The organism is Caballeronia sp. BR00000012568055 (genome assembly GCF_029439455.1).
Taxonomy (GTDB): domain Bacteria; phylum Pseudomonadota; class Gammaproteobacteria; order Burkholderiales; family Burkholderiaceae; genus Caballeronia.
On record NZ_JAQFVG010000011.1, the window covers coordinates 1 to 15,418 of the forward strand.

At 59.4% G+C, this 15,418-nt stretch carries 10 protein-coding genes and 1 pseudogene; 5 read left to right on the plus strand and 6 right to left on the minus strand.

Features of this window, described 5'->3' with window-relative positions; all coding sequences use genetic code 11:
- Window positions 1-1,044 (plus strand): phospholipase D-like domain-containing protein (locus P7F28_RS01345; protein WP_277182585.1); only part of this gene is annotated, 1,044 nt, incomplete at its 5' end.
- 8 nt (window positions 1,045-1,052) lie between these two features.
- On the opposite strand, the gene P7F28_RS01350 is transcribed toward P7F28_RS01345, so the two are convergent.
- Entirely contained in the window at window positions 1,053-1,988 is a 936-nt protein-coding gene (locus tag P7F28_RS01350) for a LysR family transcriptional regulator (RefSeq protein WP_277182587.1), read from the minus strand.
- Window positions 1,989-2,278: 290 nt separating this feature from the next.
- Here P7F28_RS01350 and P7F28_RS01355 point away from each other — a divergent pair, with 290 nt between their 5' ends.
- Window positions 2,279-3,133, plus strand: coding sequence for an oxidoreductase (locus P7F28_RS01355; protein WP_277182588.1), 855 nt, complete (start codon window positions 2,279-2,281; stop codon window positions 3,131-3,133).
- A gap of 18 nt (window positions 3,134-3,151) precedes the next feature.
- On the opposite strand, the gene P7F28_RS01360 is transcribed toward P7F28_RS01355, so the two are convergent.
- The 3 genes from P7F28_RS01360 to P7F28_RS01370 are packed head-to-tail and all read right to left on the minus strand — an operon-like array spanning window position 3,152 to window position 10,070.
- Entirely contained in the window at window positions 3,152-4,042 is an 891-nt protein-coding gene (locus tag P7F28_RS01360) for a transglutaminase family protein (protein WP_277182590.1), read from the minus strand.
- Window positions 4,039-6,618 carry a circularly permuted type 2 ATP-grasp protein gene (locus P7F28_RS01365; RefSeq protein WP_277182592.1) on the minus strand — a complete coding sequence of 860 codons (2,580 nt, stop codon included), beginning with the start codon at window positions 6,616-6,618 and terminating at the stop codon, window positions 4,039-4,041. The genes P7F28_RS01360 and P7F28_RS01365 overlap by 4 nt, the downstream gene beginning before the upstream one ends.
- A gap of 38 nt (window positions 6,619-6,656) precedes the next feature.
- A complete protein-coding gene (locus tag P7F28_RS01370) occupies window positions 6,657-10,070 on the minus strand; it encodes a transglutaminase family protein (protein WP_277182593.1) in 3,414 nt (1,137 codons plus the stop codon).
- Between the two features lie 147 nt (window positions 10,071-10,217).
- Here P7F28_RS01370 and P7F28_RS01375 point away from each other — a divergent pair, with 147 nt between their 5' ends.
- Window positions 10,218-11,282: a putative zinc-binding metallopeptidase gene (locus tag P7F28_RS01375; protein WP_277182598.1), complete on the plus strand. Its 1,065-nt coding sequence runs from the start codon at window positions 10,218-10,220 to the stop codon at window positions 11,280-11,282.
- On the opposite strand, the gene P7F28_RS01380 is transcribed toward P7F28_RS01375, so the two are convergent.
- Both P7F28_RS01380 and P7F28_RS01385 read right to left on the minus strand, forming a co-directional pair.
- On the minus strand, window positions 11,279-12,289 hold the full coding sequence (locus P7F28_RS01380) for an alpha-E domain-containing protein (protein ID WP_277182594.1): 1,011 nt from the start codon (window positions 12,287-12,289) through the stop codon (window positions 11,279-11,281). The genes P7F28_RS01375 and P7F28_RS01380 overlap by 4 nt on opposite strands.
- Before the next feature lie 56 nt (window positions 12,290-12,345).
- Window positions 12,346-13,818, minus strand: coding sequence for a circularly permuted type 2 ATP-grasp protein (locus P7F28_RS01385; RefSeq protein ID WP_277182596.1), 1,473 nt, complete (start codon window positions 13,816-13,818; stop codon window positions 12,346-12,348).
- Window positions 13,819-14,228: 410 nt separating this feature from the next.
- Between P7F28_RS01385 and P7F28_RS01390 the strand changes: the two genes are divergently transcribed.
- Complete coding sequence (locus P7F28_RS01390) at window positions 14,229-14,933, plus strand: YceH family protein (RefSeq protein ID WP_277182597.1); 705 nt, start codon at window positions 14,229-14,231, stop codon at window positions 14,931-14,933.
- Between the two features lie 132 nt (window positions 14,934-15,065).
- Window positions 15,066-15,418 (plus strand): annotated as a pseudogene (locus P7F28_RS01395) (tRNA (5-methylaminomethyl-2-thiouridine)(34)-methyltransferase MnmD); the annotation flags it as partial.

Here is a 15,418-nt window from a genome sequence, read left to right on the forward strand (position 1 = left end):
TTCATCGCGGACAATCAGGCGGCCATACTCGGCGGCCGCAATATCGGCGATGAATACTTTGGCGCTTCGAGCACGGTTGCTTTTGGCGATCTTGACGCGCTGATGCACGGTCCTATCGTGCATGAAGTTTCGGACGCATTCGATCTTTACTGGAATTCTGACGCCGCGTATCCGATCGAAAATCTGATGGGCAAGCAAGCCGATCCTCAGGCGCTGGCGAATATTCGCGCCAAACTGGATGCTTACTTGCTGTCGGAACAAAGTTCGCCTTATATCGCGCAGGCACGTCAGCGCCTGGCGAACGTGATCGCTTCGCGCGACGCCGATTTCTTTTGGGGCAAGGCAACCCTGCTTTACGACGATCCCGCAAAAATCACGCGCAAGCCCGGCGACACCGAAGGCCATCTGATGTCGCGATTCAAGGCGCTCAGTCTCGATCCCGAGCACGAGATGCTGATCGTATCGCCTTATTTCGTGCCCGGAAAACAAGGCGTCGAATGGATGCGATCGATGACCGCGCGCGGCGTGCGCGTGACCGTACTGACCAACTCGCTCGCCGCAACCGATGTCGCCGCCGTGCATGCGGGGTATCAACGTTATCGCAAGGATCTGCTCGAGGCGGGCGTGACGCTTTATGAGCTTAAGCCCATCGCAAGCAAAGACGATGCTAAGGACAACGCTAAGGACGACAAGAAAAGCACCTTTGGATCATCCAAAGCCTCATTGCACGCCAAGACCTATGTGTTCGACCGCAAGCGAATTTTTATCGGCTCGATGAATCTCGATCCGCGGTCCGTTCAATTGAACACGGAAATTGGCGTGTATTGCGAGAGCGCGCAAGCGGCCGACCAAGTCGCCGACGGGATAGAGAAAAATATCGATCGTATTGCGTGGCGCGTGACATTGCGCTCCGGGAAAATGGTGTGGATCGATACCGATGCAAACGGACACGAGACCGTGCTCGACAGCGAACCCGGCGTCTCCGTTTGGAAACGCACAGGTGTCTGGATGCTTGGTATCTTGCCAATCGAATCGCAGCTTTAGCGGACGCGCTAAAGAGAAGAAGTCGACGAAGGAAACGCCGCACGGCGATCAAAAGGCAAGTCAGGCCAATCCATCACAAAGTCGATGAACTGACGCACGCGCGCGGGAATACGCTCTCGCTCCGAGTAATACATAAACACGCCTAAACGACTCGTCGCGCATTGCGGCAAAAGCGTCACTAAGCCGCCGCCGGAGAGATCGTTAGCCACAAGATAATCCGGCAATTGCCCAATGCCTAAACCGGCGCGCACCGCTGCGACTTCCGCATCGACGTCATTGAACGTGGCAACAGCTGCAATATCCTTAAAGACGAATTCATTTCCGACCAACAATTCCCAAGGCGCGGTGCGCCCCGTGCTCGGATGACGCAAGCCCGTGCAGCGATGCGCGCTCAGATCTTCCGCACTGCGCGGCAAGCCATGACGCGTGACATAGTGCGTCGATGCACATACGACAAGCGACATCGTGCCGAGCGAGCGCGAAATGACATTGCGCTCGGGCGCTGCGCCCGCACGAAAACCGACATCGATCTTATTGGCGACGAGATCGGTGAAATGATCGTCGAGCATGACATCGAAATGGATGTCGGGGCGCTTCTCCTGAAACGCTGCAATCACCGGCACGAGCAGCTTGACGCCGAGCGAACGCGGCGCGGCAATTCGAATCATGCCGCCCGTCTGCTGCGTTGCGTAAACCGTCTTGTCCATTGCTTCGTCTAGCAGACGCAAGGCGGAATCGGCGAGTTCGAATAGACGCGCGCCTTCGTCGGTGAGACTGACGCGGCGTGTCGTGCGATGCAGAAGCCGCACGCCCAGACGCTCTTCGAGCTGCGCGATGGCGCGGCTAACCGCTGGCGTCGTCAAACCCGTGTCGTGTGCGGCCTGGCTAAAGCTTTGCGCACGCGCCACGTTAAGAAAGATGTTCAATACTCTCGTGGTGTCCATTCAGGTGTCCGGCAAGCAGGCACATGCCCGTCGCTTCGATCCGCATCGAAGTGGAGTGGCATGTGCTTACGTCATAGGGATAAAAAGGGCTTGCGGTTGATGCGCGCGCGATGAATGACAAGAAGCGCCTTTAAAGCAGACTCGCCGAAACGCATAGCGTTCCGTTCATATGAAACGCCGCTTGTGCAAGCGCGACGATTCACGCGCATCATGTGGCGTACTGCTTTCGACTGACTAAATTAAATCGCTAACCGAAATGTGCTCTTACTCATTCACAGGAGAAGTTAAGCATGAATACATCCACGAATAAACCTGTGTGGTTCATTACCGGCTGCTCGACCGGCTTTGGCCGCGAGCTTGCGCTCAAGACGCTGAACCTTGGCTATCCAACGGTCATTACCGCGCGCAATCCCGCCGCGATCGAAGACCTTGCCAGACAATTTCCCGATCTCGCTTTGTCGCTCAAGCTCGATGTCACGCAGCCCGATCAAGTGCAAGCTGCCTTGAAGGATGCACTCGCCAAATTAGGGCGCATCGATGTATTGGTGAACAACGCGGGTATCGGCTATTTCGGTTCGTTCGAAGAAAGCGACGACGCAGAAGTGCGCAAAATGGTCGATATCAATTTCTGGGGTCTCGTCGATATGACGCGCGCCGTGCTGCCGCAGATGCGCAAGCAAAAAAGCGGCACCGTTGTGAATATTTCTTCGATCGGCGGCATCATCGCGTTCCCTGGCGTGAGCTTTTATCACGCGACCAAGTTTGCCGTCGAAGCCATATCCGAGTCGATGTCGCATGAACTCGCGCCGCTGGGCGTGAAGGTGCTGATCGTCGAGCCGGGTCCGTTCAGAACGGATTGGGCAGGTCGTTCGGCTAACGAAGCACCGCGAACGATAGAAGACTATGCAGCGACCGCGCAAGCACGAACGGACATGATCCGCAATTACAGCGGCAAGCAGCCAGGCGATCCGGTGCGCGCGACTGAAGCCATTATTCAGGCGGTAGAAAGCGAAAATCCGCCGCTGCGTTTATTGCTTGGCAAAGCGGCGCTTGCCAATGCGCGCATCAAGATCGATGCTTTGCGCAAGGACTTCGACGGATGGGAAGCCGTATCGGCGGGAGCGGATTTTCCTGAGGGTGAATAAGCGCTTTAGCGCTGGCGCTTACAAGGCCAGCACATTCACCGCGACATCCATATGATGCGTGCCGCCGCCAAGAATCATCCCGCGCAGCAATGAAACATCGCTGTAATCGCGGCCGGTGGCGAGCGTGACGTGATCGAGATCCGCGAGCACGTCGTTGGTCGGATCGAGATCGATCCAGCCGCTTTGCGGGCAATGCACCGACACCCACGCATGCGAGGCATCCGCACCGATCAGGCGCGGATGCCCCGGCGGCGGATCGTTGCGCAAATAGCCGCTCACATAGCGCGCAGGCAGACCGAGCGCACGCAGACAGCCGATCATCACCTGAGAGAAATCCTGACACACGCCATGACCGAGATCGAAGGCGCGCGCGGCGGGTGTATCGACCGTGGTGGATGATGGCTTGTATTCAAAATCCGCGTGAATGCGGTGCATCAGATCGATCGCGCCGACGATCAAGGGCGTGTCCGTGTCGAAGCTGGGCTGCGCGTAATCGCGCATGGCCTGATCGAGTGCGATGTTCGGCGACGCATAGCAAAACTCGCTTTCCGCGAAGAACGGCACGCCCGCGCGAAATCGCATGCGATCCGCGACCGCTTCCCAGGCAGGCGTGGCCTCGGGATCGAGCGATGCCCAGCGCGGCGTCAGACGCACCGTGGTTTCGCTCGTCATCGAAAGGCGCTCGTGCGGGGTATCGAGCGAAAAGTACAGCACGTCGTTACCGAACGCGTCTACGCGGCTATGCACGTAGGACGGCGTTGGCTCGATCCGTTCCGTGTGCGCGATCACTTGTTGCCACGGGCAATGCATCGGGCGAATCACGGCAAGATGCTGCGCGATTTCAACCGGCGTCGAATAACGATACGTAGTGCGATGCGTGACGGCGAGCGTGGTGGTCGGCAGATTCATGAGGACACCTGCGCGGACAGCGTTTTGGCGTGACTGAAGTATCGCGCGCTGACCTCGTTCGATGCCGCGCTCGCCGATGCCGCCAGCGTGTCGCACAACTCGATCAGCGCTTCGTAGATGCCGTCTTCGTTCGTTTCGCACAGTGCATCGAGCGATGGCAGCGTATCTGCGCTCTGCATGATCGACGCAAAATGCGATCGACGCACTCCGCCCGCCGCAGCGGCGATATCGGCGAGTTTGTCCTGAAGGCGCGCATAAATGCCATACAGTCCGCGCGGATTGAAGCGCTCAACGACCAGCAGATCGATCAGCGCAGGCACCTCCAGACGGCCCGGATACAGCGAGCGATACGTCAACGTGCTGTCGAAGAGTTGCAGCAAGAGATCGAAGCCTGCGGGCATGGTCAGCGTGCCGTGTTCGGCCACCACGCGCAGAAACGTGGACATGGTCGAGACGCGTTCGATATGCCGCCCGACGAACAACAGACGCCACGCTTCGTCGCGCGTCATGCGATCGCCTTGCGCGCCGCTGATTGCGCACAGTTGCGTTGAAAGATGTTCGAGTGCGCCGGTGAGCAGCAAGCGGTCGTAATCGCGGCCGAGTTCGCCAGCGGCAAGTTGCGCGAGTGCATCGCGGAAGTCGTTGCGTGAGGCGAGAATCGTGCGCCAGTGATCGGTCGATAAACGATCGCGTATCTCGCCGCACGCGCGCGCCTGATCCGCCAGATTCCCGCCGATACTCGTCACACGATTCGACTCCGACAAGCCCGCCACGAGTGCACGTTCGAGCGCTTGGGGTGAGCTGCGCGCGAGTGTATCGACAGCGGGAATCAGGCCGCATTGCGCAGCGAGTTCAGCGAGCGTCGGGAACAGCGAATCGGCTTCGCTGCCTTCCAAAGTGCCGAGCAGAAGACGGCACAGACGCACGTTGTTTTCCGAGCGTTCGCCGTATCGGCCGGCCCAGAATAGGTTTTCTGCGGCACGGCTCGAGACCGTGCGGCGCTTGCGCAGATCGCCGGGTTTCATCGGCTTGGGGCGCACCGAGGCCGTGCTTGGCGGCTGACTCGATAACACCCATGTGTCTACGCTGCTGCCGCCGAATTGCATCGATACCGTGGCGCGTTTGTCGGCAGCAAGGCGCGTGAAGCCACCGGGCAACACGGTCCATCCGCCATCGACGGTGGCGACGGCGTAAGCACGCAACACGCAAGGACGCGAGCCGAGCGCGCCATCGGCATAACGCGGCGCGCTGGAGAACGGCAAGTTCTCTTGAATCGTGAACACATCCGGCGCGCGCTCGATTCGTTCGCGCCAGTCCTTCAAATCCTGCATGCCCGCTTCGATGCCCGGCGCCTGATCCTGTTGCCCGCTCGGCCACGTCGGTGCGAGATAGGCGCGTTCCAGTTCTTCGAACGCTTCCTCACGTGCCGCTTCCTCACCGCACCACCACGATCGCACGGTCGGCAAGTCGAGCGTTTCATCAAGCAAGGCGCGCGCAATCCCCGGCAAAAACGCATTCAATGCGGGCGATTCCGCGAATCCCGCGCCCGGTACATTGGACACCAAAACATTTCCTGCGCGCATCACCTGCAACAAACCGGGCACGCCGATAGTCGAGTCCGCGCGCAGTTCGACGGGATCGCAGAAGGCATCGTCGAGACGGCGAATCACAGCATGCACGCGCGATAAACCTTGCAGCGTTTTCAGATACAGCTTGTCGTGACGTACCGTCAAATCCTTGCCTTCGACGAGCGTCACGCCGAGATAGCGCGCCAGAAAAATATGCTCGAAATAGGTTTCGCTGTACGGACCCGGACTCAGCAAGGCGATATGCGGTGGATCGTCACGATCGCCCTCTTCTTCGCGCATGGTCGTGCGCGCAGCCTGAGCGATGGTCGCGATCAACGCCGAATACGTCGATGCAAGCCTGCTGCCGCGCATTTCACGAAATGGCTCGGCGAACAGGTTCGTGACGATCAGCCGGTTTTCCAGCGCATAACCCAGTCCCGAAGGCGCTTCCGTGCGATGCGAAATCACCGTCCACGCACCCGATGCCGAACGCGCGAGATCCACCGCGACGATCTGCAAAAAGCGCCCGCACGGCGGCACGAAGCCCTTCACCGAACGCAGATAGCCGGGATGCCCGAACACCAGCGCGCTCGGCAATAAACCACGATGCAGCAGCGTCTGCGGCCCGTAAATATCCGCGATGATCGCTTCCATCAGGCGCGCCCGCTGCGCGACGCCACGTTCGATTGCCGCCCACTCGTCTTCATCGATCACCAGCGGCAACAGGTCCAGCGACCACGCGCGCGGCTCGCCGTTATCGGCATAGACGTTGTAGGTGATGTCGTTTTCGCGGACTTGCCGCGCAACTGCCGCGACGCCTTCGTCCAGTCGCGCGATGCCCGCTTCGCCGAGCAGTTCGAAGAAGCGCCGCCACGGCTCGCGCAGTTGCCCCGAGGCATCGCGCAGTTCATCCCAATGCCCTTCGCGCACCGGCAGCGCGCGCAGCAGCGCGAGCGCGTCGATGGGCATCGCAGCGGTGTCGAAAGGCAGGGTCGATTGAAACGCCACAATCAGCTCTTATGGTTTTTTGAATGATGAATGCAGTTTCAACGATAACGCAGGTCGAGCGTGAAGGGAAACTCGTAGCTGCGCTCACGCGGTTCCACCGCGACCGCACCCGGCGTATGCCCCGTCGCGAAGAAACGCGCGCGGCGACGGCTTTCGGCTTCGTAGGCATTGACCGGGAAGGTCTGGTAATTGCGGCCGCCCGGATGCGCGACGTGATACTGACAGCCGCCGATCGCGCGTCCGGTCCAGGTATCGATGATGTCGAAGGTGAGCGGCGCATCCACGCCGATGGTCGGATGCAGCGACGCCGATTGTCCCCACGCTCGGAATCGCACCGCCGCGACGTATTCGCTGACGCGTCCGGTCGGCTGCAAGGGCAAACGCTCGCCATTGACCGTGACGATATGCCGGTTGCCGTTGAGCCCCAACGCGCGCACTTCCAGCCGCTCCACCGATGAATCAACGAAACGCACCGTGCCGCCGATCGCGCCTTCCTCGCCCATCACGTGCCACGGTTCCAACGCGTTGCGAATCGTCAGCTCGATACCGTTGCTGTCGTACGCGCCGACCAACGGGAAACGGAACTCGAAATGCGGCGCGAACCAGCTTCGTTCGAAGGCAAAACCGGCTTCGCGAAGATCGGCGAGAACATCGTCGAAATCCATTTGCACGAAGGTGCCGAGCATAAAGCGGTCATGCAGTTCGGTGCCCCAGCGCGTCAGGCGCGCGGTGTATGGCTCCTTCCAAAAACGTGCGACCAGCGCACGCAGCAGCAATTGCTGCACGAGACTCATGCGCGCATGCGGCGGCATTTCGAAGCCGCGCAGTTCGAGCAGACCGAGACGGCCAGTGGGACCATCCGGCGAATACAGCTTGTCGATACAGAATTCCGCGCGATGCGTGTTGCCCGTCACATCGATCAGGATATTGCGCAGAATCCGGTCGATGAGCCACGGCGGCACAGTTGCGCTTTCGCGTCCGCCGAGCAGGTCGAGCTGATGCTGAAGTTCCTTGAAGGCAATTTCGAGTTCATAGACCTGATCGTTGCGCGCTTCGTCCACGCGCGGCGCTTGACTCGTCGGGCCGATAAAAAGCCCTGAAAACAGCGTCGAAAGTGACGGATGGTTCAGCCAGTACGCGATCAGACTGGCCAGCAAATCGGGGCGTCGCAGGAACGGACTGTCGGGCGGCGTGGCTCCGCCGAGCACGAAGTGATTGCCGCCGCCGGTGCCGGTGTGTCGCCCGTCGAGCATGAACTTTTCCGGGCTGAGATACGACTCGTGCGCGGCGTTGTAGAGATACTCGGTGTGATCGACCAGTTCCTTCCAGTTCGATGCAGGATGAATGTTCACTTCGATTACGCCGGGATCAGGCGTGACTTGCAGCACCTTCAGGCGCGGATCGCGCGGCGGCGGATAGCCTTCGACGATCACCGGCATGCGCAGTTCTGCGGCGGTCGCTTCGACGGCGGCGAGCAGGTCGAGATAGTCATCGACTTCGGTGAGCGGCGGCATGAAGACGTGCATCAGCTTGTTACGCTGACCGGTCTTGGCGAAGGCTTCGGCCTCGGCCTTTGGACCTGCCGCGCGTGCGGGATCACGTGCTTCGACGCAGATTGCTATGCGGTTGGTGGTGGATGCGGATTCACCGCGTTGGGGCATGCGGTCTTTTTTTGCTGCTGCTTCTCCTGCGGAACCGTCTTTAGCGGTGGTCGCTTCCACATCCGCATATTGCATGCGCAATTCAGCCGCGCTGCGCAGCGGCGTAGACGGCGCGAACGGATCGTGCGTGTGTTGCCACGGATAATCGGTTTCGGACACCCACGGCAGCGAATCGAGCGGAAGGCGGTAACCCATCGGCGAATCGCCCGGGATCAGATACATGCGCTCGTCGCGGAAGAACCACGGACCGCTGACCCAGCGGCCCGGCTGCATCTTTTCGGCATCGGCGCGTTCGATCGGCAGCGCGTAGCCGGTGACGGACGGCAGGCCCGCATCGAAGACGCGGCGCAGGCGGGCGCGCTCGAGTTCATCGTCGAGACGGGAGTCGAAGGGATCGACGTTGACCGGCAGGCGGCGCTCGCGCCACAGGTAGTACCACGTGTCTTCGTAGGCGGGCTGCACGTACTTCGAATCCAGCGACAGTTTGCCCGCGAGATGACCGATAAAGCGCGCGGCATCGTCGGCGGTGTAGCTGGCGGGCGTGCGTTCGTCGGCGAACAGCGACGGATCGTGCCAGCACGGCTCGCCGTCCTTGCGCCAGAACAGCGACAGCGCCCAGCGCGGCAACTGCTCGCCCGGATACCACTTGCCCTGGCCGATATGCAGAAAGCCGCCCGCGCCGTATTGCGCGCGCAGCTTGTCCATCAGCGAGACGGCGTAGGCGCGTTTGGTCGGGCCGAGCGCGTCGGTGTTCCATTCGGGTGCATCGCGGTCGCGTACGCAGACGTAGGTCGGCTCGCCGCCCATCGTCAGGCGCACGTCGGCGGCGGTGAGATCGGCATCGACCTGATCGCCCATGCGCAGCACCGCGCTCCATTCCTCGTCGGTGTACGGCTTGGTCACGCGCGGCGTTTCGAGCACGCGCGTGATCGACATCGTGTGATGGAATTCGACTTCCGATTTATCGACCGCGCCCGACACCGGCGCGGCGCTGTCCGGTTCCGGCGTGCACGCGACCGGAATATGCCCTTCGCCCGCCAGCAGTCCCGAGGTCGGATCGAAGCCGATCCAGCCCGCGCCCGGCAAATAGACCTCGCACCACGCGTGCAAATCCGTGAAGTCCATTTCCGTGCCGCTCGGGCCATCGAGCGATTTGGTATCGGGCGCGAGTTGCAGCAAATACCCTGAAACGAAGCGCGCGGCGAGTCCGAGATGCCGCAGCGTTTCCACCAGCAGCCAGCCCGAATCGCGGCACGAACCCGACGCGGTTTCGAGCGTTTCCTCCGGCGTCTGCACGCCGGGCTCCATGCGGATCAGATAGCGAATTTCATTGGCGAGCCGCTGATTTAGCCCGACCAGAAAGTCGATCGTGCGTTGCGGCGTGAGATCGATACTCTCGACAAAGGCCGCGAAACGCGGTGTCGCTTCGCCCTTGATGAGGTAAGGCGCGAGGTCGTGCTGCAACTCCTTCGCGTAGCTAAAGGGAAATTCTTCCGCCGACGGTTCCAGAAAAAAGTCGAACGGATTGTAGACGGCCATCTCCGCAACGAGATCGACCGTGACCTTGAATTCCCGCGTTTTCTCGGGGAAAACCAGCCGCGCCTGATAGTTCGCGAAGACGTCCTGCTGCCAGTTGATGAAGTGTTCCTCGGGTTCAACCCGCATCGAATATGAAACGATCGGCGTGCGGCAGTGCGGCGCCGGCCGCAATCGCACCACTTGCGGCGACAAACCGACGAGCCGGTCATAGCTGTACTGCGTAACATGATTCAACGCGACACGAATAGACACTCCGCACTCCTTTTATTCAAATCTGACGACGCCGATTCTCACGAAAAAGCCCTTGAAACAAGGCACTTTCGTGCGGCACGATCCTTGCGCAAGCTCCGCATCCCAACGGCGCGCATCCGCGCGACATTCAACTTCATTCTCCAGACGATGAAAACCTTCCACTGCAACCGCTGCAATCAACTGGTGTTTTTCGAGAACACGCTCTGCGAGAACTGCGGCGCGCACTTAGGCTACGTGCCGGAGATCGATCAGATCAGCGCCTTCGAGGAAACCGAAGATGGCCGCTGGAAAAGCCTGCATCCGCAGGTGTTGGATCAGCTTTATCGTCCCTGTCATAACTACGAGGTCGAAAACGTCTGCAACTGGATGGTTCCCGCCGATTCACCCGATACACTCTGTTGCTCGTGCCAGCTCACCAGCACGATTCCGAACTTGTCGAACCCGGAAAACCGCACGTACTGGTACCGGCTGGAAGGCGCTAAAAGACGCCTGCTCTATACACTTTCCGAACTCGGGCTCGATGTGCCCAACCGGCAAACCGATCCCGAGCGCGGCCTCGAATTTCAGTTTCTCGAAGCCGATTCCCAAGGTCACGGCGTGATGACCGGCCATAGCAACGGGCTGATCACGCTCAACATCGCCGAAGCCGACGATGCACATCGCGAACAGACGCGCACCGCCATGCACGAGCCTTACCGCACGCTGCTCGGCCATTTTCGCCATGAAACAGGGCACTATTTCTTCGATCGCCTGATCGGCGACACGGCGCGCATCGCACCATTCCGCACGGCGTTTGGCGACGAATCGCAGGACTATCAGGCCGCGCTCGATCGCCACTACAACGAAGGCCCGCCGCCCAACTGGGAGCAGAACTTCGTCTCCGCCTATGCCACCATGCATCCGTGGGAAGACTGGGCCGAGACGTGGGCGCATTACCTGCATATCGTCGATACGCTCGATACCGCCGTGTCCTGCGGTCTTGCCCTCGTGCCCGACAGTCCTCACGAACCCACGCTGACCGATCAGACGCCTGTGGAAGATGCGAGCTTCGACGACCTGATGAAGCGCTGGTTTCCGTTGACGTACGTGTTGAACAGCCTGAATCGCAGCCTCGGCATGCCGGACGGTTATCCGTTCACGCTTGCGCCTGCGGTCGTCGATAAACTGCGTTTCGTGCATCGTGTGGTCGCGGCGGCGGCCAAGCGTAACTAAGTCTGGCTTTGCGTTTGTGTTTGAGATTGCGCTTGAGGTTTTTCCAGTTCTTCCGGTTCCTCAGGCGCAATCGGCAAAAGAAATTCTTTGCTAACGGCGCTGGCAAGCTCATTCACGCGCGCTAAGAAATTCACTAAGTAAGCGTGCAAACCGCCTTGCAAAATATCGCCGATACGACCGTTCTTAAGCTCGGAACTCAATTGCGCCGCTAAGCGCGCCGCTTCGGTATCGCGTCCTTTAGTGACTTGCGCGATCAGCACTTCGGCTTCCGCAATGCTTGCCGCTAAAGAACGCGGCCAATCGCCGTAAAGAATCAAAAGACCCGCCACACGCTCCGGCGTAATCACATCGCGATACACGCGCCGATACACCTCGAAGCCCGACACCGAACCAAGCACAGCGGTCCAGTGGTGGTAATCGAACGGTTGCGCGGATGTGTCGGCGCGTTGCTCCATCATCTCGAACTTCACATCGAGAATGCGGGCGGTATTATCCGCGCGTTCGATGAAAGTCCCGAGACGCATGAAGTAAAAAGCATCGTCCTTGACGAGCGTGCCCAGCTGCACGCCGCGCGACAAATGCGAGCGATGCTTGACCCATTCGAAGAACGAGTACGGCTCGCGCGTCAGGATGCCATCGGCTAAAAGACGCGTGCATTCGAGCCACGTGGTATTGAGCGATTCCCAAAGCTCGCTATTGGTCGAGCTACGCACGGCGCGCGCATTCTCTCGTGCGGCTCGCAAACAACTCGCAATCGACGACGGATTCGACATATCCGCCGCCATGAAATCGACCACTTCGCGGCTTTCCATGCCGTGATGGGCTGCCGAATAAATGCCGCTAAGCTCGGAGATCGACAACATGGCGCGCCAGCCGAGTTCCGCATATTCGTCGGACTGCGGCAGCAGCGAGAGCTGATAGTTGGCATCCAGCATCCGGGCGGTATTTTCGGCGCGTTCGGTATAGCGCGCCATCCAGAAGAGATGATCCGCGGTACGGCTCAGCATGGGTGTTCCCGGTTATGGTTTTAAGTGATGCACCTGCTTCCTGGCAAAGCGCGCGTTCAGCGTTCGAGCACCCACGTATCTTTCGTGCCGCCGCCTTGCGATGAATTCACCACCAGCGAGCCTTCCCTTAGCGCGACACGCGTAAGGCCACCCGGCACCATGCGCACGTCATTGCCCGAAAGCACGAACGGACGCAGATCGATATGACGCGGCGCTATACCCGCTTCCACGTACGTCGGACAGGTCGATAAAGCAAGCGTTGGCTGCGCAATATATTTCTCAGGATGCGCCTCGAGCACCGCGCGAAATTCTTCAATCTGCGCTTGAGTGGATGCCGGTCCGACCAACATGCCATAACCGCCTGCGCCATGCGTTTCCTTAACGACAAGCTCAGGCAAATGATCGAGCACGTACTTGAGGTCGTCGGGCTTGCGGCACATCCATGTCGGCACGTTATTCAGAATCGGCTCTTCGCCGAGATAGAAACGCACCATATCCGGCACATACGGATAAATGGATTTGTCATCCGCGATACCCGTGCCCACTGCATTGCATAACGAAACATTCCCCGCGCGATACGCGTTGATCAGCCCCGCCACGCCCAGCGATGAATCGGCACGGAACACGAGCGGATCGAGAAAGTCATCATCGACACGGCGATAGATCACATCGACGCGTTGCGGCCCTTGCGTCGTGCGCATAAACACGCAATCGTTCTCAACGAAGAGGTCCTGACCTTCGACCAATTCGACGCCCATTTGCTGCGCCAGGAACGCGTGCTCGAAATAAGCCGAGTTATACATGCCCGGCGTCATCACCACGATAGTCGGATTGCTTGCCTCAGCAGGCGCAGCGGCGCGCAAGGTATCGAGCAACAAGTCGGGGTAATGCGCAACCGGCGCCACGCGATTGCGCGAGAACAAATCAGGGAATAACCGCATCATCATCTTGCGGTTTTCAAGCATGTACGAGACGCCCGACGGCACGCGCAGATTATCTTCGAGCACATAAAACTCGCCCTGTCCCGCCCGCACGATATCGATGCCCGCGATATGCGCGTAAATATCCCGCGTGACATTTACGCCCTTCATTTGCGGACGATACTGCGCATTGCCAAGAATCTGCGCTTCGGGAATGATGCCCGCGCGGATGATGTTCTGCTCGTGATAGATATCGTGAATAAAGCGGTTTAGCGCGTTCACACGCTGTCGCAAGCCACGCTCCAGGGCTTTCCATTCATCGGCAGGAAAGATGCGCGGAATGACGTCGAAGGGAATGGTGCGTTCGGGAATCATGCCCGGCGTGTCGCTCGCGCCGTAGACGGCGAACGTAATGCCCACGCGACGGAAATTGAGGTCCGCCTCGGCGCGCTTGAGACTGATCTGCTGCTCGCTTTGCGCCGTGAGCCAGGTCATGAAATCGCGGTAATGCGTGCGCGGATCGCCGATGCTTTGAAATGCCGCTGACGGCAAACCACGCGCTTCGAGATCGTTACGCTCGAACATCTCGTTGAAGAATGCTTGCGTCATAACCCGTCTTCCATGTGAAGTACATGCGAGGGGTGGCGCGCCCCAACGCTTATCTTCCTGGTAGCACTCGCAAACGCTTCTCGAAGGCCCGAACGACGCGGCAAGCTTAAGCCGCTTGCCATGCCAATTAATAGGCGACCTCAAAGCGCGATGCTGCCATGTCAGAATCGCATCGATTGCGCGGGCTGCCCAGTGCCATGAAACAAAAAGCAACTTCAATGCCAACGATTTTACGCATTCGTTAGCGTTAAGGATGCACGGAAAAGCCCTGAGCGCCGATTTATTTTGCACCACAACGGCGCAACGATTCTTAGCGCGACACAAAGGCATGCTGCAAGTCGGTGCGCGCATGCTAAACACGGTGACGCTCCCGGTATCATAAGCGTCTCGCCGCACCACCAAAAACGCTTATGAATACCACTGCCGAATCCACTCCGCGCCCCGGCTTGCGCGAACTGACGCCGCTCGAAGCACGCGTGCTTGGCGTGCTTGTCGAAAAGCAGCACACCGTGCCGGATACCTATCCGCTGTCCTTGAATTCTTTGACGGCGGGCTGCAATCAGAAGACTGCGCGCTCGCCCGTCATGACCGTCACCGACAACGAAGTCATGACCACCATCGACGCGCTCAAGCGTCTGAGTCTGGTGATCGAAGGCAGCAGCAGCCGCGTGCCGCGCTATGAACACAATGTGAATCGCGTGCTTGGCGTACCGAGTCAATCGGTGGCGCTGCTTGCCACATTATTTTTGCGCGGGCCTCAAACGGCGGCGGAATTGCGCGCCAATAGCGCGCGGCTCCATAGCTTTGCGGATATTTCATCCGTGGAAAGCTTTCTCGATGAACTCGCCGATAACGAACCGGCCCGCGTGATTAAGCTATCGCGGCCCGGCGAACGTGAAAGCCGCTGGATGCACTTGCTTTGCGGTCCCGTCAGTCTTAGCGATTTGCCTGCGCGGGAATCGTCAGGCGCTAGCGGCGGTGGCGAGTCGTTTTCCTTGTCCGAATTCGAAGCCTTGAAGTCAGAGCAGAAGCGGCTTGCGCATGAAGTCGAGCAACTGCGCGCGATCGTTCAAAAGATGGCGGGCGAGTTAGGCATTTCGATCGACGAAGCCTGAGGGACATGACGCCCGCCGAACTGGCTTTTTCGTGACGACGGCACACCGTTTTCGCCGCGTCATCAGGATATTTATCACAGCGCGGCGGGCGCGCTGGATCAGGCGCGCTTTGTCTTTCTCAAAGGAAATGGCTTGCCGGAGCGCTGGTGCTCAAGCAAACGCTATGTGATTCTCGAAGCCGGCTTTGGCATGGGCATCAATTTTCTGGCGACGTGGGCCGCATGGCTTGACGATCCCATGCGGCCTGAAAAACTCGAATTTATATCGATCGAGAAGCGTCCGTTCAGTGCGGACGATTTGCGTCGTGCGCATTCGGCTATTGTCGATGATGTCTTGATCGAACCTTTAGCGAATGCGTTGGTGCTTGCGTGGCCAGCACTTGAAGCGGGTGTGCATCGGCTCGAATTCGACGCGTTGGCCTTGACGCTCGTCTTTGGTGATATAGCCGACGCGCTAAGCAATTTGCTCAAACACGACCTACGCGC

What these genes read in the sequence shown, in the direction of transcription:
- P7F28_RS01350 (WP_277182587.1), bottom strand. Translation starts at nt 1,988, where the DNA reads ATGGACACCACGAGAGTATTGAACATCTTTCTTAACGTGGCGCGTGCG.
- P7F28_RS01355 (WP_277182588.1), top strand. Translation starts at nt 2,279, where the DNA reads ATGAATACATCCACGAATAAACCTGTGTGGTTCATTACCGGCTGCTCG.
- P7F28_RS01360 (WP_277182590.1), bottom strand. Translation starts at nt 4,042, where the DNA reads ATGAATCTGCCGACCACCACGCTCGCCGTCACGCATCGCACTACGTAT.
- P7F28_RS01375 (WP_277182598.1), top strand. Translation starts at nt 10,218, where the DNA reads ATGAAAACCTTCCACTGCAACCGCTGCAATCAACTGGTGTTTTTCGAG.
- P7F28_RS01380 (WP_277182594.1), bottom strand. Translation starts at nt 12,289, where the DNA reads ATGCTGAGCCGTACCGCGGATCATCTCTTCTGGATGGCGCGCTATACC.
- P7F28_RS01385 (WP_277182596.1), bottom strand. Translation starts at nt 13,818, where the DNA reads ATGACGCAAGCATTCTTCAACGAGATGTTCGAGCGTAACGATCTCGAA.
- P7F28_RS01390 (WP_277182597.1), top strand. Translation starts at nt 14,229, where the DNA reads ATGAATACCACTGCCGAATCCACTCCGCGCCCCGGCTTGCGCGAACTG.